General features: G+C 34.5%; 14 protein-coding genes. 8 read left to right on the forward strand and 6 right to left on the reverse strand.

Going from position 1 to position 19,143, the window contains the following annotated elements; translation table 11 throughout:
- Window positions 1–50: 50 nt before the first annotated feature.
- Complete coding sequence (argJ, locus tag XJ32_RS10180; protein WP_077389527.1) at window positions 51–1,487, reverse strand: bifunctional ornithine acetyltransferase/N-acetylglutamate synthase; 1,437 nt, start codon at window positions 1,485–1,487, stop codon at window positions 51–53.
- A 133-nt stretch (window positions 1,488–1,620) separates the two neighbouring features.
- Window positions 1,621–2,694: a glycosyl transferase family 90 gene (locus tag XJ32_RS10185; protein ID WP_077389529.1), complete on the reverse strand. Its 1,074-nt coding sequence runs from the start codon at window positions 2,692–2,694 to the stop codon at window positions 1,621–1,623.
- A 206-nt stretch (window positions 2,695–2,900) separates the two neighbouring features.
- On the opposite strand from XJ32_RS10185, the gene XJ32_RS10190 reads away from it, so the two are divergent.
- The 3 genes from XJ32_RS10190 (at window position 2,901) to XJ32_RS10200 (ending at window position 6,123) form a co-directional block, all read left to right on the forward strand.
- Complete coding sequence (locus XJ32_RS10190) at window positions 2,901–4,796, forward strand: extracellular solute-binding protein (RefSeq protein WP_254422365.1); 1,896 nt, start codon at window positions 2,901–2,903, stop codon at window positions 4,794–4,796.
- 11 nt (window positions 4,797–4,807) lie between these two features.
- Window positions 4,808–5,704 (forward strand): hypothetical protein, encoded by an 897-nt coding sequence (locus XJ32_RS10195; RefSeq protein WP_254422366.1) that lies wholly within the window; start codon window positions 4,808–4,810, stop codon window positions 5,702–5,704.
- A 167-nt stretch (window positions 5,705–5,871) separates the two neighbouring features.
- Entirely contained in the window at window positions 5,872–6,123 is a 252-nt protein-coding gene (locus tag XJ32_RS10200) for a S4 domain-containing protein (protein WP_005218393.1), read from the forward strand.
- A 42-nt stretch (window positions 6,124–6,165) separates the two neighbouring features.
- Here XJ32_RS10200 and XJ32_RS10205 read toward each other — a convergent pair whose 3' ends face one another.
- From XJ32_RS10205 to ileS, 4 genes are all read right to left on the reverse strand, one after another.
- On the reverse strand, window positions 6,166–7,383 hold the full coding sequence (locus XJ32_RS10205; protein ID WP_077389533.1) for a hypothetical protein: 1,218 nt from the start codon (window positions 7,381–7,383) through the stop codon (window positions 6,166–6,168).
- A 17-nt stretch (window positions 7,384–7,400) separates the two neighbouring features.
- The gene (locus XJ32_RS10210; protein ID WP_077389535.1) at window positions 7,401–8,843 is read right to left on the reverse strand and encodes a leucyl aminopeptidase; all 1,443 of its coding nucleotides are present in this window, start codon (window positions 8,841–8,843) and stop codon (window positions 7,401–7,403) included.
- On the reverse strand, window positions 8,843–9,544 hold the full coding sequence (locus XJ32_RS10215; RefSeq protein WP_004088026.1) for a DedA family protein: 702 nt from the start codon (window positions 9,542–9,544) through the stop codon (window positions 8,843–8,845). Before XJ32_RS10215 ends, XJ32_RS10210 begins: the two co-directional genes overlap by 1 nt.
- A 166-nt stretch (window positions 9,545–9,710) precedes the next feature.
- A complete protein-coding gene (gene ileS, locus XJ32_RS10220) occupies window positions 9,711–12,644 on the reverse strand; it encodes an isoleucine--tRNA ligase (protein ID WP_077389538.1) in 2,934 nt (977 codons plus the stop codon).
- Window positions 12,645–12,960: 316 nt separating this feature from the next.
- Between ileS and XJ32_RS10225 the strand changes: the two genes are divergently transcribed.
- The 5 genes from XJ32_RS10225 to XJ32_RS10245 all read left to right on the forward strand — a co-directional run bounded on the left by XJ32_RS10225 (window position 12,961) and on the right by XJ32_RS10245 (window position 19,016).
- Window positions 12,961–14,163: a M48 family metallopeptidase gene (locus XJ32_RS10225; protein ID WP_254422538.1), complete on the forward strand. Its 1,203-nt coding sequence runs from the start codon at window positions 12,961–12,963 to the stop codon at window positions 14,161–14,163.
- The gene (gene prmC, locus XJ32_RS10230) at window positions 14,150–15,139 is read left to right on the forward strand and encodes a peptide chain release factor N(5)-glutamine methyltransferase (protein WP_230455633.1); all 990 of its coding nucleotides are present in this window, start codon (window positions 14,150–14,152) and stop codon (window positions 15,137–15,139) included. The genes XJ32_RS10225 and prmC overlap by 14 nt, the downstream gene beginning before the upstream one ends.
- Before the next feature lie 22 nt (window positions 15,140–15,161).
- A complete protein-coding gene (locus XJ32_RS10235) occupies window positions 15,162–17,054 on the forward strand; it encodes a mechanosensitive ion channel family protein (protein WP_077389544.1) in 1,893 nt (630 codons plus the stop codon).
- A 156-nt stretch (window positions 17,055–17,210) separates the two neighbouring features.
- Window positions 17,211–18,083: an isochorismatase family protein gene (locus XJ32_RS10240; protein WP_005218460.1), complete on the forward strand. Its 873-nt coding sequence runs from the start codon at window positions 17,211–17,213 to the stop codon at window positions 18,081–18,083.
- A 120-nt stretch (window positions 18,084–18,203) separates the two neighbouring features.
- Window positions 18,204–19,016 carry a spermine/spermidine synthase domain-containing protein gene (locus tag XJ32_RS10245; protein WP_077389546.1) on the forward strand — a complete coding sequence of 271 codons (813 nt, stop codon included), beginning with the start codon at window positions 18,204–18,206 and terminating at the stop codon, window positions 19,014–19,016.
- The last annotated feature ends 127 nt before the right edge of the window (window positions 19,017–19,143 follow it).

The raw sequence follows: 19,143 nt of genomic DNA on the forward strand, positions 1-19,143 counted from the left end.
AACTTCTTACACCCCCAAAACAGGCGTGCAGTCAGCCGCAAAATTTGAATCTACGAGCGATAGTCCGCATTAATCTTTATATAATCATAGCTTAAGTCACAACCCCAAGCTTTTGCGCTATGTGTGCCATCTTGCAAATCAATTAAAATACGCACGACATCTGCACTCAAAATACTTTTTGCTTTACTTTCATTAAATGCTGTTCCTACGCCATTTTTTACGATTGCAATTTTCCCTTTTTTACTTGCAAAAATAAGATTAAATTTACTCGCATCAAAACTCGCATTACTATACCCCATAGCACATATAATTCGTCCCCAGTTTGCATCTTTACCAAAGATTGCAGTTTTAACAAGATTTGAGCCAATGATAGCTTTGCTTAGGGTTTGTGCTTGTTGTAAACTCTGTGCGTTTTTAATGGATACTTCAAGCAAATGCGTAGCACCCTCGCCATCTTTAGCGATTTGTTTGGCAAGATTGACACATACTTTTTTTAACGCTTTTTTGAATATCTCATAGTCTGTGCTTTTACTTGTGATAATTTCATTCTTTGCAGCACCATTTGCTAACACAACAACCATATCATTTGTTGAAGTGTCGCCATCAACGCTTATTTGATTGAAAGTTTGCGTATTAATCTCACTTAATGCTTCTTGCAATAACTCTTTAGATATCGCTATATCGGTCAAAATAAAGCCTAGCATGGTCGCCATATTTGGGTGAATCATGCCAGAACCTTTTGCCATGCCAAAGATTCTAAACTTGTTGTTTTTCTTTTCTACTTTTGCCTTTTTATCGCATGTCTCTTTTTCTTGTGTTTTAGAATCTAACTTATTTTCTACGCTTACAGAATCTTTAGCATTTTCTTTAGATTCTGTGTTAATGACAATATTTTTGGAATCGCTAGTTTTTTCATTGCGAGCGACTTTTTCCTTGCCAGATTCCGTATTTTTAGAATCTAAATCATTTGGGCTTTGTAACTTACAAGTTATGCCAAAAGTCTTTGGGAAAGTATCTGTTGTCATAATGGCTTTACTTGCTAATTTTATGGAATCTTTATTGCTATTTTTTTGTGCTACTAACTTTGGGATAGCTTTCAAGATTCTAGGCATGGGCAATTGCGCTCCAATAACGCCTGTGGAAGCAAGTAAAATATGCTTAGAATCTATACGCAACACTTTTGCTAGGGCTTCCGCACTTTTATCGCAATTTTCTTCACCTTGCTTTCCTGTGCAAGCATTCGCACAACCAGAATTTATCATAACAGCATGGATATGATTTTGTATCTTTGCTTTATTGTGAGTGATACAAGCCGCCTGCACGCTATTTTTCGTCCATACACCAGCGCTTTGGCAAGGCTCTTGTGAGTAGATAAGGGCTAGGTCTAGCCTATTTTTATATTTTATATTTGCCTTTACGCCAGAGAGTTTGAATCCTTTTGGAAGTTTTGTGCTTCTTTTTGCCTTAAGTTTTATTTGTGTCGCCATGCTATCCCTTTTTTAGAATCTGCAATGATTTTAGCGAAAAAACTGGTAAAGATACCATATTTCTAACACTCGCACCTATGATATAGATTCTATGTGTAAAAATTTCACACTTAGCAATTTTTTACCATAATATCTAATCAAGTTTAAATAATGTTTGTTCTAATGGGCTTATATCAATCTGTCCTGAGAGATAGAAATATTTGCGTAATACTAAGAGATTAAGTAAGCCTTGAAGCCTTTTATCATAGAATCTAGCACAAAATTCATGTGCGTTTTGTATGATTTCCTTTGCTTCATTTGTATGTGTTTTGTAGTAGTCAAGCACGGAATCTACATCACTATAATCACGCTTAATAGCTGCAAAATGCACACCTTTTTCTAGCTTATCTTCCATAAACCAAGTTTCTATCTCTGGCTCTGGCATAATGCAGAGTGAGTTTGAGCTTAGCACCCATTTGAGATTACTTGCTACATCATAGCCCTCAAGGCTTAGTAGAAATTTATAGGGCAAATGCTCTTGTATTGAGAGCTTATTTTTTAGCCATTCTGGATTAGAATCTGCTCGTCCAACATGTCCAATATCGCAATTTGGATTAGTAAAATGCTTTTCAAAAAAGCGGATTCTATGGTCTTGATATACAGCACCACGAAATAGCAATATATCCTTTTTATCCTCAAATCTTATTGGGTCGTTTATGAAATGAAAATGACGATATTTTTCAAGCTGCATTAATACTGAATTGTTATTACAAGAAATAATTGGACGAGACTTGCAAATCGCAGGAAAGCTTAAAAGCTCACTCACATCATAAAACATATATGCCCATGCTAAATTATCCTTAAAATATCTCGTCCATTCATACGAATCATAATAATACACCGATCCGGCTTTATAAGTATTATTTTTCAATATATCTATATTCGGCACAAGTTGCTGCAAGTTTGCTAATCGACTAGGATAAGGCGGTAAATCTAGGTCTAGTGGGCTTATTTGCGGTAATTTATCTTTTGTTAATGGTATATGAAAAGGCTTATTGAGTTTATTGTAATAATTTATGCGATTACTTATGTCTTCTAGGTTTTTCTCATAGATTCTTAGTAATTTTTGTATCTTTGTCTCAAGCTGCTTTTGCGTTATTATGCGTGGTATTATCATGCGTATAATACCTTTGAGATTATAGATAAAACGCGAACCCCTTGTCTGCAATAAATACCCTTTCATTTGCTTTTAAAACTAGCGGAGTATTATAATAGAAAAGTTATGAAGATGATATGCGATATTGCCAAATACAAAAGATTATAGGCAAAAGATTCCATACCACAATCATATTATTTACTCTCATATATAAAGTTATACACAGAAAAACATTATAATAAACACTTATATTCAAAACAAAAATTATCAGGTAAAAAATGCTACAAAATATTTTTATGCGATATGCTAGATTTTCTATATTTATTCTCTCTTTTATTATGCTTTTTAGTGTATGCGTTTATGCGAAAAGTCGCTCTGATCTTTATACCACATGGCATAGTGCTATTGCTATGGATATGATACCAAAGCATGAAAATGCGAAATTTTTACCCTATGCCAATCCACAAGCAAAAAAGGGTGGGGATTTTAAGACTATGGGGCTTGGTGGCTTTGATAGCCTAGATTTATTTGTATTGAAGGGGAGTAAGGCAGATTCACTTGATTTAGTCTATGATACTTTAATGGCACAAAGCTATGATGAGCCTTATGCGATATATCCACTTATAGCAGAAAAAGTAAGCATTGCAAATGATAATAGTGGCGTGAGATTTATGATAAACCCAAAGGCAAGATTCAGCGATGATAGCAAGGTGAGTGCTGGTGATGTAAAATTTAGCTTTGATATGCTTATGCAAAAAGGCGATCCCACTCAATCTCGCTATTATGCTGATGTGAAAGAAGCGGTTGTGGTGAGTGAAAATATTATTGAATTTATCTTTAAACATAATGAAAATAAAGAATTACCCTTTATTCTTACGCAACTACACATTATCCCAAAACACTTCTATTTACAAAATAATGAGAATCTATATGGCAAAAAGCCCTTACGCATACCGCTTGGCAGTGGTCCCTACATAATAGAATCTTTTGAGATAAATAAATACATTACTTATAAACGAAATAAGAATTATTGGGCGAAAGATTTAATGATAAATGTTGGGGCATATAACTTTGATAGAATCACAATTGAATATTACAAAGACGCAAATGTCGCTTTGCGTGCATTTCTAGCGGGGAATTATGACTATCGCTTTGAGCCACAGGCAAAAGCATGGGCAAATGACTATGAAGGAAGTAGCCTTAATGCAGGAAGATTTAAAAAGATCACTTTAACACATGGCTTACCAGCGGGTATGCAGGGCTTTTATCTTAACGCAAGAAGAACGCATTTAAATGATATAAGAGTAAGGGAAGCGATACTTCAATGCTTTGATTTTGAATGGAGCAATGAATATCTATTTTACTCACAATATAAACGCACACAAAGCTATTATGAAAACTCAATATATGCTTCAAATGGTCTCTTAAGAGATTCTAAAGATGAAATAGAGATATTACAATCACTTGGAATCTTAAACTATAATAAAAGCACAAGAGAGTTTGAAATAACAAAAGACTATAAAGATTCTATAAATCCTCGCTTACTACATGAAGTCTATAAGAATCCAAGCACAAAAGCACCACATTCAAAAAGAGCAAATCTCATATACGCACAAAAGCTTTTAAAAGAAGCAGGATATAAAGTAGTAGAAAATAGGCTGCTAGATTCTAATAATAAGCCAGTGAAACTCACGCTTTTACTAAACTCACCTTTATTTGAACGCATGGTGCTGCCTTTTAAGAAAAATCTAGCAATACTTGGCATTAGCCTTGATATACGATTAACAGACTCAGCTCAATATGAAAATAGAGTAAAACAATTTGATTATGATATAATTGTGGGCTTGATACCACAAAGCCTTTTTCCGGGAAATGAACAAGACTTTTTCTTTTCGTCAATGAGTGCGGATATGGAAGGCTCAAGGAATTTTTCTGGTGTGAAAAATAAGGCGATTGATAAGCTTATTATTTTGCTTAATCAAACGACAGACTATAATAAACGCATAGCGATTTTACATGTGATGGATAGAATCTTACTATGGGGATTCTATGTTGTGCCGCATTATTATAGCCCTAGCTTTCGTATCGCTTTAAGGCATGACATAAGAATGCCAGATATTTTTCCACCTTATGCTTCACCTTTTAGCATATATCATTATTGGTGGATAGAGTAATGGAGGGTAATATGAGATTAAAATTTATAAGCGTATGTTTATGTATATGTATGCAATCAGTATTTGCCGCAAATATACAGGGAATCTATAAGGAAGAATCAAATGAAGAGGCAGATAAGGATTCTAAACAAACGCATATTTTTAAAGAAGATGTGTATAGGGAACACAATCCGCTTTTTACAAATACATATAAAAAAGCTAGTCTAGCCTACACAGGCACACTTGGCTTAAGCGATACACAAACTTTAATGTATAATGGCTTAAATACGCAGTATCGACATCCTTTTGCATGGAAAAAGATTCAGCTAGATTCATTTGCTAATATTGCTTTTGGGAATGCTTTGCTTACGACACAAGCCACACAAAATAGCTCTTTCTTTTTTGGCTCAAATCTAGGGGCTAATACTTCTGTGCCTTTGCCTATACAAAATGTCGTAGCACATGGGGTATTTGGCATTGATATAGGCTTTGGGGCTTTAAGTAGTCAAGTAAATAACATGCTATTTCAAGGCTTTTTTGGTATTGATTTTTTCTATGATCAATATGTATTTCGCCCATTTATTAGCTTTTCTCTTATTACGCCTTTTAGCAGTGTGTATGAAGTGAGTGTCGCAGGGCTTGTTGATATTGGCTTAAAGACTTTTTATAGGGGGGATTATATGCTGGGTTCTATTAATATAGCTTTATCAAATCTTTTTTCAAAAAATAATGCTGGGGTCTTTACTCTCTTACCACAATCTACACCGCTTTTTTTAGGCACAAATGCTTTGAGATTTAATGTAAATGCTAGTATTGACTACTTTGCAACACAGCATTTAAGCTTTAATGCTATGGCTTTGGTTACTTATACTTCAAGTTATCATGCCTTAAATGCTGGGGGTCAAGTGGGAGCAACTTATAGATTCTAAGTTTTAGAATCTATTTCATTTGCAAGTGTATAGAATCTAGATTTTAAAACAATTTGTCATGCTAAGTGCAACAAAACAACTCAAAGTTTAGATTCTGTAAGAGATTTTTAGTCTATGGCTTAAAATGACAGGAAGCTAAATTTTTAATAGTAAATATAAGGAAAAATATGCGATTAGATAAATTCTTAAATGCAGTCAATCTTACAAAACGAAGAGCAATAGCCCAAGATATGTGTGCTAATGGTGTTGTGCTTGTAAATGGTGTGGTATCAAAAAGCTCAAAAGAAGTCAAAGTAAATGACATTATTACCTTAAAGTTTTTGGAATCAACACATCAATATAAAGTCTTACAAATCCCAACATTAAAAACTATACCAAAAAGCATGAAACATGAGTATGTTTTGGAGTTAGATTCTTAAAACATGCTAAGTTTATAGAACTTGCAAATATATTGGATTCTCTTATTGAAATCTTTGTTTTAGCAATTTATATGCCATGCGAATACATGCCCTTAAATTACTGCATTGCTTTTCTGTGTATTTTTTACAGAGAGATTCTAAGGATAAACCTCTTTTATATATATCACTTTGCTTTATATTCTGAATCTTAGTGTGCGTGTCATAATCTATTACGCCACCCACTTTTTTATTTTCCGGCCGTTGTGCTTTATAAAGTGTAAGGCTTTTGCATGCTAATTTTAGATAGCTAAAATAATTTAACCTTTTCTTACAACAAGTCTCATAAAGCATGCCTAAGCGATAAGGCAGTGAGTTTTCAATCTCATCTAAAGAGGCATAAAAAGTTTCACTACTTATGCGGTCTAAATGATGTATAACAAAGATATATTCCCTATTGAGATATTCATAAAGTGCTTGATGGCATACCATAACTTCCAGCGTGTATATTTTTTTGCTATTATTTTTAGGATGGAAATATTCGCATTCTAATGCACCAGCCGGTGCTACGACCTCCATATTATGGACCGCAAAGCCTTTATACAAAATAAGATAATACATAAAAATATAGTAGTCAAAATCCCAAAATGTTTGCATGTATAGATACTTTGGAATCTGTGTAACTTGGAAAAATTCATTTAAATATTCGCATTTATAAATACAAAGCTGATTAAACCATAAATATAGGTTACTATCAAGTTTATCAAAATCTTTATGGGCTAAAAAATATCGCCTTGATATATTGTAGATATTATTCACATTGAAAAATGTAGAATTGGGCAATGTTTCATTGCCATATAGAATCTTATCGGTATAAAATTTTTCGCATAAGGCAAAAACATCCACTTCTTTAATAATCACGCATTCAGAATCTAAAATCACAATGTAATCATATTTATCTTTTAATTCAATCAAAGCATAAAATTTCTTTACATTCACAATGCCCAGTGCATTTGTGTCTATTGTAATATCAACTTTTATGTTTGGTGATAATACTATGCTATCATAAGGGCAATTACCCCCCCCCCCCCCCATAGCAACATTTTTAACATTATTATCTCTATTTAGAAAAACATCAAAGCTTTTAGAATCTTCTTTAGAGCTAAACACAAAGCACAAATCAGCTTGTTTGTTAATATTACACAGCATGAAGCTCTGCATAAAAGTGTGTGCAAGGCTATAATGCTTTGGATGTAATGGGATAACAAATGCAATTTTATTCATACATAATCCTTGCAAAGTTAAACAATCGTTTGTAAAAACTCAACGCAAGATCGCACACCAATGCCACTTGCACCATAAGGATTTACACCCCATTCTTTCTCTACATACGCAGGACCTGCGATATCGATATGTAGCCACTTATCCTTATATTCTTCTCTAATAAATTCAGCCAAGAATAATCCCGCAGTAATAGCCCCGCCATAGCGAGAGCTTGAAGTATTGCTTACATCAGCTATTTTAGATTCTATAAGCTTTTTTAAATGCGTGTTAAAGGGCAATGTATGAGCCAATTCACCGGATTTCAAGGCAGATTCTACAAATTGCTGTTTTAACTTCTCATTAAAGCCCATAACGCCACTTGTATATTCCCCAAGTGCCACCACACACGCACCTGTAAGTGTCGCAAAGTCAATGATAATATCCGCATCTAAATCTTGTGCATAGCTCAAACAATCAGCCAATACTAATCTGCCTTCCGCATCAGTGTTTTTCACCTCAATACTCTTTTTCTCCCTTGAGATTAGCACATCATCGGGTCGATAGGCATTTTTACCGATAGCATTATCTGTTATCCCCATAATTGCGTGTAATTCGACATCAAGTCCTAGCTGCACCGCCGCTAAAAACGCACCAAGCACCGCACATGCCCCGCCTTTATCAGCTTTCATTGTCGTCATGTAGTCAGCAGGTTTTAGGCTCAATCCACCTGTATCATACACTAGCCCTTTACCTACGATAACAACCTTTTTCTTTGGCTTTTTAGGCTTGTAGCTTAGGTGAGCTAGATATGCAGGATAGTTTGAGGCTTGATTTACCGCTAGAAATGCCCCCATTTTTTGTTCTTCCATGTATGAATTACTACGCAAAGTTGCATTTATTTCGGCATTTTTATATTTTTTTGCTAGTTTTATAGTCTCATTTTGAGCGAGTTCAGATAGAAATATTGAGTTTGCGATATTTGGTGGCGTATTTACCACATTACGCACAAAATTCACATTAGCACATATAATACTTACTTGCTCTAAAAGACTCTCTTTTAAGCCGATACAATGGATTGTAATCTTAGAATCCGCTTCATCATCTCTTTTATGCTTATAGCCACTGAATTCATAACTACCAAGTAAAAAGCCTTGCAAAATGGCAATTTGCACACTCTCATCTAAGCCTCTAAAAGACAAACTCACTTCATCTAACTTAAGATTTTTCATAGATTTATATGCTGTGCTTATCGCATTTGCATAGCTTTCTGTCTCTTTATTTTCTAAACCTATATATAGAATCTTGCTGCTTTGAGCAAAAAATACACCACTACCCTTATAACCACGCTCTTTTAATAGCGTGAAATCAGGGATTTTTTTGCTATTTTTAGAATCTTCTAACATTGTCTTATCAACAAATAGAATCTTAGCGCCTTTTTCCTCTTTGCTTATGACTAGATTGACTTTAGAATTGTATTGCATTAGCGTTTTTCCTTAGTGTGTTTTTTTCTCCACCATATAAATGTGGCAATAAAGCCTACAATTATAGCTAATAAAATAGCAAATAATAATAGATTCTCTTTGATTTTTGCAAAAACACTTGTGATAATATCAAGTATTTCCGCACCAAAATACCACGCTGGAACGATTGTGATAGCTGCCCAAGCCCACGCTGATATAAGATTTATTAAAGCAAACTTTAGGGCAGAATATCGTGTCAAACCAATGCTTATAGGAATGATTGTCCTTAAACCATACATGTATCTTTGCACGAAAATAATGGGCCAGCCATATTTTTGCATAAGCCTACTTGCAAGGGCAAATTTACGCCTTTGACTGCGAAATTTCTTATGCACATACTCTTTTCTTAGCCTACCTATGTAAAAATAGATTTGATCTCCTGTAAAGCCTCCAAGCCCCGCGATAAAGATACACCAATACACATCTAAATGCCCTTGATGTGCTGCAATCCCTGCGAGTAAAAGCCCCCATTCTCCCTCCAAAATACTCCAACAAAACAAAATCACATAGCCCCAATCTTGCACATGATTTTCCCACAAAGATTTAATGCTTTCTTCAAATGAAAAATTTGAATTCTTCACATACAAAAAAAGCGAAATTGCTATGATGATAACAATGCTACCTACAATAATGCTTTTTAGATTCTGTTTTATTTTCTCCATATAAACCTGCCTTTTTTAGATATGTGATTTTATAAAAAAAATTTAAATTTTATAATAAACTTAAATAAAGATATTTTGTCTTTCTCAAAATATCGTATATGACAATCAACAGAATCTAATTTTTACAAAAATAACCACTCTTTTTTACTCCATGATACTACTTATTTTACAACAACGATAGCACCTCATCGCAACGACCGCATACTTCCATGTTAGAATCTTTTTTAAACTGCCAACATCTAGGGCATTTCTCTTTTGTAGCTTTATAGACATGATAGGTTTTATTATCGAAGTTAATGCTAAAGAGTATGTCGCTATTAGTTTTTTCACATACGCATTCACTCACCATTAGAAAATCTGCGATTAAATCCTTGCTATTTTCGCATTCTTTTGGTAGGGATAGGCTTAACTCTAGGCTTGATTTTAGCACTTTTTCTTTTTTGAGTTTATCAACTTGTTCGTTAAATAGGCTTCTTAGGGCTAAACATAGCTTGATTTTTTCTTGTTTTTCTTCACTAAAACTAAAGTTTGGTATAGCAAATTTCTCTAACTCAAACACATTTTTTGCCTCACCTTTAATCACAAAAGGTGCATAATCAAGTGCTTCATCAATAGTGTAAGTTAAAAATGGTGCAAGTAAATGCAAGATATTATTTGCCAATATTGCAAACACACTTTGGATTGCAAGGCGTTTGTTAGAATCTATCGTATCACAATACAAGCTATCCTTACAAATATCTAAATAGATTCCGCTTAAAGTTGCCGTGATAAAGCCATTTAAAACTTGGAATCCTTTTGAAAACTCATATTCACTAAATAAAGTATCTACTTCATTTAATACCTGCTTTGCTTCATGCAATACCCATTCATCAATGATGCTAAAATTCTCACTAGAGCTAAGCTTTGTTAGCCCTTGTGTATTTGCAAGTAGAAAGCGGATAGTATTTCGCAATTTAAGATAGTTTTCACTCGCTTGTTTTAGGATATTTTGCGATATTTTCACATCATTTTGATAATCTGACAGGGCTACCCAAAGTCGCAAAATCTCACTTCCACTTTCGCTAATAATCTTACTTGGGGCAAGGACATTACCCTTTGACTTACTCATTTTCTCACTTTTTTCATCAATGGTAAAACCATGTGTAATGATATTTTTAAAGGGGGCTTTATGATTTATCGCACAACCTAGTAAGAGAGAGCTTTGAAACCAGCCTCTATGCTGATCGCTCCCCTCCAAATATACATCAGCAGGGGCGTGTCCGCTATTATAATCCTTACTATCTAGCACGGCAAACCAAGTGCTACCGCTATCAAACCATACATCTAAAATGTGCATGTTTTTTTCATATAAATTTGCCTTATCTTTATAAGAATCGGGCAGTAAATCAATGATTTCTCTCTCCCACCATACATCGCAGCCATGAGATTCAAATAAAGATTCTATATGACTTGTTAGAATCTCTTCAAACATAGGCTCACCACTTTCTTTATCTATGAAAAATGCGATAGGCACACCCCAATCTCGCTGCCTTGAGATACACCAATCGGGGCGATTTTCCACCATGCTTTTTATGCGATTTATCCCATTTTTTGGATAGAATCTTGTGTTTTCAATCTCTTGCAAGGCGACTTGTCTCAGTGTCTTTCCATTATAGTAAGGCTTATCCATGAGAATAAACCACTGCTTTGTAGCACGGAAAATAATTGGCTTATTTGTCCGCCAACAATGCGGGTATGAATGCACTATCTCTTCATGATGAAGCAGGGCATTTTTATCTTTTAGAATCTCTAGTATTCTTTTTTGTGCTTTAAAAATATGAGAGCCTACAAACTCATCTATCACTTCTTTTTCAAAAAGTCCTAGCGTGATAATACTCTCATCAAAACAGCCAGAATCATCAACAGGCATAATAACAGGCAGGTCATATTTTAAGCATGTAAAGTAGTCATCTTCACCATGTCCGGGGGCATTATGCACCGCTCCACTGCCATCCTCCATGCTTACATACTCTGCTAGAATCAACATAGAATCTCTATTATTTAAAGGGTTTGTAGCATAGTGTTTTTCAAAATTTTTAGATTCTATTGTTGTAAGAATCTCACCTTCTATAACCCCTCTTTCTTTCAATTTTTCATAAAGTTTTTTAGCTACTATTGCACCATTACTCACTAGCACATAAGATTCATTAGGATTTAGCGCAATGGCTACATTGCTAGGAAGAGTCCAAGGCGTAGTCGTCCATATAAGCATATATGGGGTTACTTTTGTACTAAAAGATTCTAAATTTAGGGCTTTTAGAGTGCTTGTTTGCAGAGAAAATGCTACAAATATAGAATCTGATCTCTTGTCTTTATACTCAACTTCTGCTTCTGCTAAGGCACTTTTTGCCGCCCAGCTCCAAAATATAGGCTTACTTCTTTGTGTTAATAATCCAGCTTTTGCCACTTGCACAAGAGCGCGGTAAATATCAGCTTCAAACTTATATTTCATAGTCTTATAAGGATTATCAAAATCGCCTACAATACCAAATGATAAAAACTCATTTTTCTGTATTTCCACAAATTTTTCCGCGTGTTTTCTACATGCTTCTCTAATCTCAAGTTTGGTTGGAATCTTTTTTTCTGCTTCATAAGCATTGCTTACTTGCTGCTCTATTGGCAAACCATGACAATCCCAACCGGGCGTATAAAACACTTGTTTACCTTGAAAATAGTGATATTTGATAATGAAGTCTTTTAGAATCTTATTTAGAGCATGTCCTACATGTAAATGCCCATTTGCATAAGGCGGTCCATCATGGAGTGTAAATGTGTTATTTGTGCTTGATTTATTCTTATTTGTGGTGTTTGTTTCGTTTTGATTCGCTTTGTTTGGATTAATTTCATTTGGATTGATTTCGCCCTGATTTGTTTGACTTTGCTTCACTTTATTCAAGCTTGTTCTTGTCGAGCTTGTTCTTGCTTTACTCATTGTGCTGTATGCGTATTCCTGCCATTTCTTATATCTCTCTGGCTCTTTTTGCGGAAGATTACCTTTCATTGGAAAATCTGTCTTTGGCAATATCAGTGTATCTTTGTAGTCTTTTTGTGCTTGGTCCATAACATTCCTTTTGCGTTTATAAAATTTTGAATTTTAACAAATTTTCACAAAGGATTCTTTAATATTTGCTTTTGTTTGTGAGATTTTTCTGTTTTGATACTTAATAATAATCTTATTATATGTTATCTAGGTCAGGCCAAGAGAAATCGATATATAAGATTTTTTAGATTCTAAACGAGAATTATGGTATAAAAAGTATTAATATTATAACTTATGGGGCATTGTATTAGCGTGATATTTAAAAATTTATAATACACTAAAGGTTTTTTAGCGTTAAAAGGGATTTTATTGCAAAAAGGAGATTGCATTGTATCTTGTGATTTTGGCGTATTTGCTATTGTTTGTTACTCCCGCGATAGTTTTAAATATTTTGCAAATGCGTTATATACAAACTTATGCCACAAAGAAGCCAGTTATTCTTAACGCACATGATTATAGCATTGCTGCAAGTTATGCTATCACTCGTTGCAGGGTTGCGTTAATAGAGCATATTTTTAGTTTTATTGCATTAGTTTTTTGGCTATTCTTTGGCGTTACCTATCTTACGCAATTTTATAATATGCTGCCTATAAGTGGTTTTGGTGCAAATCTACTTGTGATTCTATCTTTTCTTGGCTTACACGCCCTTATTCATATACCTTTTAGTATCGCTCAAAAGCGTATAGATTCTCATTATGGCTTTAATAAACAAAGTGTAAAAGGTTTTGTGCTTGATGGCATAAAAATGTTTGTAGTGAGTGGGATTTTGCTTGGTATCATTTTTGCCTTGTTGCTATGGATTATGGAATCTCTTAGTTCTTGGTGGCTTGTTGGCTTTTGTGTTGTATTTGCATTTCTTGTATTTATACAGCTAGTTTATCCCACGCTTATTGCTCCAATGTTTAATAAATTTACACCTTTAGATAATGAATTGCTTCGTCAAAGGATTACCACACTTATGGAACATGCAGGATTCCATAGCAGTGGGATTTTTGTCATTGATGCAAGTAGGAGAGATGGTAGGCTGAATGCGTATTTTGGCGGTTTAGGCAGTATGAAGCGAGTGGTGCTATTTGATACACTGCTAGATAAGATTAGTGAAGATGGATTGATTGCGATTTTGGGACATGAGCTTGGACATTTTAAGCATGGCGATATAACACAAAATATCATAATAAGTGGTTCTATTTTATTTGCTATGTTTGCTATTATGGGTTTATTTTTTGAACCTTTATGTTTGTATTTAGGACTACCTTTTACAGATAGTAGCATTCTTATACTAGCTATATTGCTTTTTCCAGTATTATCATTTTTATTTATGCCGATACAAAGCTATTTTAGCAGAAAGGCAGAATATAGAGCTGATGCTTTTGGTGCGTCTTGCGTAAGTAAAAAGGCGCTTAGTGAAGCTTTAGTGCGTCTTGTAAATGAAAATAAGGCTTTTCCATATTCACATCCGGCATATATATTTTTTTACTATTCTCATCCACCGCTTTTAGAGCGACTTAAGGCACTTGGGGGATTGCATGATGGAAATTGATTTATTATTGCGTATTGCGATTGCATTTTTAAAAGATATGAATCTTGAAGAGTTTAAAAAACTTGTATATGAAACACAATTTTTACTCGCTGATATTAACTCATTTGAGAATGAAAAATTACCAAAAGATTCTCCAAAAGAGAGTAATAGAGTGCGTCAATCACTTGATATAAAAGCACCAGAGTTTCATATCGTAAGTCCGCGTTATGAGGCTGAAATCCTATTAGGACATATCTTAAATATGACTCGTGTAGAGTTGCATACGAACGCAAAAAAAGAGATTACAGACTTTGATAAGCAACGCTATTTTAAAATACTTGCTATGCGTAAAAATGGTGTGCCGCTTGAGTATCTTACAAATAAAGCAAGTTTTTATGATCTAGAACTCTATGTGGATAATAAGGTGCTAATCCCTCGCCATGAAACAGAGCTTTTAGTCGAACATGCCCTAGAGATTATCAAAGCACATAATATTACGCATTTTGTAGAAGTGGGTGTCGGTAGCGGTGCGATTAGTGCAGCGATCCTTACACATGCAAAAGAGACTTGTGCGATCGCTACTGATATTAGCAAGGAAGCATTAAATATTGCCAAGCATAATATACAGAATCTTGGTTTAGAAAATCGCTGTGATTTTGTAGAATCTGACTTGCTTTCTTCACCTTATCTTATCATGCGAAAACCAATCACACTTTTAGTTGCTAATCCGCCCTATATCGCAAATAGCTATCCACTCAATCAAGAAGTGCTATGTGAGCCGCATATTGCGCTTTTTGGTGGTGAAAAAGGCGATGAGATTCTAAAAAAACTTATCCTCCAAGCAAGAGAGAAGCAAATACAATTTCTTATATGTGAAATGGGCTATGACCAAAAAGAGAGTATGCAAGAGATACTTTTAAATGTGGGTTATAAGCCAACTTTTTATAAAGATTATGCGGGTTTTGATAGAGGCTTTATCGCAAGGCTTATGCCCTAATTTTCTAAATCAGGATTCTATAATGAAAAAATTACATTATTATCTCAGTGCATTCTTAATGCTTTGTAGTATTTGTGTGCTTGTCTTTGCAAAAGATATAACAAGCAAAGATACAAATAAGCAAGAAAAACTTAATACAGAATCTCTGCCCCTGCATTTTGAGAGTTTAGCCCTATTGTTTCAGCATATCACAGATATTTCATGGCAGATTCACACATTACAGGGGAGTTATGATTTTAAGCAAAAAGAGGAATTAATCGCACAAAAAAATCTTTTGCTCCAAAACTTTATCGCTAATATTAGGAATACAAAACAAAGCTTAGGCTTTGATATAGATGAAAATAAACAAATGCAAATGAGAATTGACATGCAGCTAAATGATGCTAAAATCCAGCATGATGCAGCTTTGATTCTAAAAGAAGAAATTGCCAAAAACAATCTTATTATAGAATCTCATTTAGCTACGCTTTTTAAAAATTTGCGAAAGCAAATTGACTTTTTTTCACAAAAACAAAAAGTAGTAGATATTATACAGCCAACACTCCAAGCATTAAATGCCATGCCAACAACCTTTGATATATCAGCTGAAATCCCTACAAAACAGCAAAAAAATCTCAAACTACAAATAGAAAAATACAGAAACACACTCGCAAGTGCCATTGAGATTGTTTCGTATTTAGAATGGCATGCAGATGAGCTTGTGCCACAAAATACGATACTACATGCTTGTATGCGATGGACACTGCAGTTTCTCTCAAACTTTATGAATGTTAATCATGGGAATTTGGTTTTTATTAAGATAGTTTTATCGCTTTTATGTTTTGTTATCCTGTGGGCATATCGCAAACTTATCACAAAGATTGTCGTCTATCTTATGGACCTTGCTATCCATCTTACAAATCAAGATAAAGACTTGCATGCTGCTATTCAAAAAAATCTATTGCAACCTATCTCATTGTTTCTACTTGCATGGAGTTTGCGTGTTTGTATCGGCGTGCTGTATTATCCGCATTTACAGCCAGAAAAGATTGAAGCGTGGTTTAATATCTTGTATATAGTAAATGTTGCATGGTTTATGGTAGCTTTAGTGAAAAGCTATGGCACGGTGCTATTAACAAAGATTCTGCAGAAACGAAATAATGAGTTTAGACGAGAGATTATAAATCTTATATTAAAAGCCTTGTATGCGGTTATTATTATTATCGCATGTTTGCTTATCCTAAAATATTTAGGCTTTAATGTATCTGCTATTATTGCTTCGCTTGGTTTAGGGGGATTAGCCGTTGCTCTCGCAGTAAAAGATATACTTGCAAACTTCTTTGCCTCCATTATGCTCTTATTTGATAATTCTTTCTCTCAAGGCGATTGGATTGAGTGCAATGGTGTTGATGGTGTTGTGGTTGAAATAGGACTAAGAAGAACTACCGTTCGCACCGCAGATAATGCCCTGCTTTTTGTCCCAAATGCAGAATTAGCAGGGAAGATTATACGCAATTGGAGTCGCAGAAAAGCTGGTAGAAGAATAAAAATGAGTGTAGGCGTTACTTATGATGCAGATGAAGCAAAGCTGAAAAAATGTGTAGCAAGTATTAGACAAATGCTTTTAGACCACCCAGAAGTAGTAACAACGCCAATCTATAATCAAGAAGAAACACAACTCATGACTCTAAGAAAAGACATTATTTCCCTTGATGATTTCTTAGGCTATAAAAGCGGACTTTTTGTCTGTGTGGAAGCCCTTGCTGATAGTTCAATAAATATTTTAGTAGAATGCTTCACACAAAGTGTTTCAAAAAAAGATTATTTTGAAGTAAGAGAAGATATAATCTTTAAAATCATGGCAATCGTGCAGGAATGCAACCTTAGTTTTGCTTTTCCTAGTCAAAGCGTCTATGTCGAGACATTGCCAAAGTGAAAATAATACGCGAAATAATCTCAACAAAACAGCAAAATAAATATTGCATAGGTAGCATAAAATTAAATCGCAAAACTTTATAGAATCTAACAGATTCAATAAACTTATAAAATGTTCGATATAAAAGAATCTATTCTCAAATATAGGGGTTTTATTATGCAAAAGACAATAGAGCAAGATAAAATAGACTTTCATCGCAGAGAGAGTATCGCAAGGATTGCAAAGATAGGTGCTTTGGGTGCAAGTGTGCTAGTTGGCACAAAGCTTCATGCCGAAACAATTGATGAAGCACAGGAGCAAACACGCAAACAGAACTATATAAATATTAATCCACTCTATGTAGATAGTGACAAAATGCTACTTCCAAAAACACAGATGAAGCTACAAAAAGATTCCGTTGGGCTTGTGGTTGTGAATCCGCAGATTGATTTTCTTAGCCCAAAAGGTGTGGGCTGGAGCTTATATGGTGCTAGTATTAAAGAAAATAATACTATTGAGAATATCGGTATGCTTTTTAGAGTGGCAAAAGCCCTGCGTTTGCCTACATTTGTGTCCTATGTGGTATGGAATAGTCAAGATTTAAAAACTTTGCCAAAAACACCTATGAAAAACTTTTCTCGTGGGACAAAGCTTGCCTATGGTAATGGCAAAGGTTTGAATGCAAATGATATTGAACAAAGCGGAGCAGATTTCTTGCCTGAATATAAACCCTTTATACTTGATAATAAAACAATCCTTACAACACCTAGAAAGGATTTTGGATTAAAAGGGAGTGATTTAACCACTCAATTGCGTATCAGTGGGATTAAGCAAGTGATTTTATGCGGTATGGATGCAAATGTGCATCTTGATTCCCATTTGCGTGATTTACTTGCGGAGGGCTTTGAAGTAGGTGTTGTGCGTGATGCTACTGCTGGAGCGAAGTTGCCTGAGGGTGATGGTTATTTAGCAGGGCTTATTAACTTCCGCTTTATTGCAAATGAACTTTTCTTTACACCAGATATCGTGCAAAGATTGCAGAATATGTAGATAAAGTCTTATCAAAAAATCCTTATGATGATAGAGAAAATCGTAGGAATACAGAGATAAAGTATCATGAATTGACTATTTTTGCTTTATAATGCGACCATTTACAAATAAAGGTTTTTTATGTGGATGACAAGTGAAGTTACAAGAAACTTTCAGAATCAATATGCTATTACAAATAAATTTGCAGACTATAAGGGTAAGACAATTGATATTGAGTTGTTTAATACTGAGGCATTGCAACAGATTGCACTTATTAGTTTTAAAAATGATAAAAAAGAAGTAACACGACAAGCAGTAATGACGCAGCGTTATAACTTTATTGAAAGTGAAATGCTTGCCTATATTCCCTATTGTGTAGCTACAAATCCAAAAAGAGTTCTCATCTGTGGCACATTGAATGCAGCGATTGCTAATCATTTTGCACAGCATGATATGAGCGTAGATATGGTGGTAGGTGATATGGAAGCCCTTTATACATTAAGTGGCTTTATCCCTAAGTTTAAGGAAATACAAGAGAATGTAAATATTGCTTTTTATGAGCGATTTATGGATATTAAGCAAGCTGGCTATGATATTATTATCCATGCTTCTAGCCCAAAACTATATGAGTTTGAGGCACTAAAAAAGATGGCAAGTGAAAAGTTTATTTGCATTTTTGACCTTGCTAATTGCTATCTAGAACCAAGCTTAGCTCTTGATACATTAGCCTTTGGCATGAATTTTGGACATGTGATGATGCCTTTTATGCTACCTACACTCACCCCTAGTTTCTATGCGTTTTTAAGTAACTACGCACACCCTTTAGCCGATTTACAACTACAAAAAAGCGATATGCTAGATAATTTACAATGCTATAATGCAAACCTGCATACTAGTGTCTTTAGACTCCCCACCTTTTTACAGCATATCATCGCACCTTATGTGAAAAATTAGATATAGAATCTTGAGTATTTGTGGCGTGGTGGCTATGAGATCGCAAGTTTTCTAATTACCTTGCTCTTTATAAGATTGTATTGTGATATTAGATTCTAAAAGTATTGTTACGCCTAGTAATAAGCAA

This window comes from Helicobacter bilis, assembly GCF_001999985.1.
In the GTDB taxonomy this organism is placed as follows: domain Bacteria; phylum Campylobacterota; class Campylobacteria; order Campylobacterales; family Helicobacteraceae; genus Helicobacter_A; species Helicobacter_A rappini.

Excerpts from the sequence above, each read along its gene's own strand:
- XJ32_RS10245 (WP_077389546.1), top strand. The coding sequence starts at position 18,204 with ATGTGGATGACAAGTGAAGTTACAAGAAACTTTCAGAATCAATATGCT.
- ileS (WP_077389538.1), bottom strand. The coding sequence starts at position 12,644 with ATGGACCAAGCACAAAAAGACTACAAAGATACACTGATATTGCCAAAG.
- XJ32_RS10240 (WP_005218460.1), top strand. The coding sequence starts at position 17,211 with ATGCAAAAGACAATAGAGCAAGATAAAATAGACTTTCATCGCAGAGAG.
- XJ32_RS10205 (WP_077389533.1), bottom strand. The coding sequence starts at position 7,383 with ATGAATAAAATTGCATTTGTTATCCCATTACATCCAAAGCATTATAGC.
- XJ32_RS10195 (WP_254422366.1), top strand. The coding sequence starts at position 4,808 with ATGAGATTAAAATTTATAAGCGTATGTTTATGTATATGTATGCAATCA.
- XJ32_RS10235 (WP_077389544.1), top strand. The coding sequence starts at position 15,162 with ATGAAAAAATTACATTATTATCTCAGTGCATTCTTAATGCTTTGTAGT.
- XJ32_RS10215 (WP_004088026.1), bottom strand. The coding sequence starts at position 9,544 with ATGGAGAAAATAAAACAGAATCTAAAAAGCATTATTGTAGGTAGCATT.
- XJ32_RS10190 (WP_254422365.1), top strand. The coding sequence starts at position 2,901 with ATGCTACAAAATATTTTTATGCGATATGCTAGATTTTCTATATTTATT.
- XJ32_RS10200 (WP_005218393.1), top strand. The coding sequence starts at position 5,872 with ATGCGATTAGATAAATTCTTAAATGCAGTCAATCTTACAAAACGAAGA.
- prmC (WP_230455633.1), top strand. The coding sequence starts at position 14,150 with ATGATGGAAATTGATTTATTATTGCGTATTGCGATTGCATTTTTAAAA.
- argJ (WP_077389527.1), bottom strand. The coding sequence starts at position 1,487 with ATGGCGACACAAATAAAACTTAAGGCAAAAAGAAGCACAAAACTTCCA.
- XJ32_RS10210 (WP_077389535.1), bottom strand. The coding sequence starts at position 8,843 with ATGCAATACAATTCTAAAGTCAATCTAGTCATAAGCAAAGAGGAAAAA.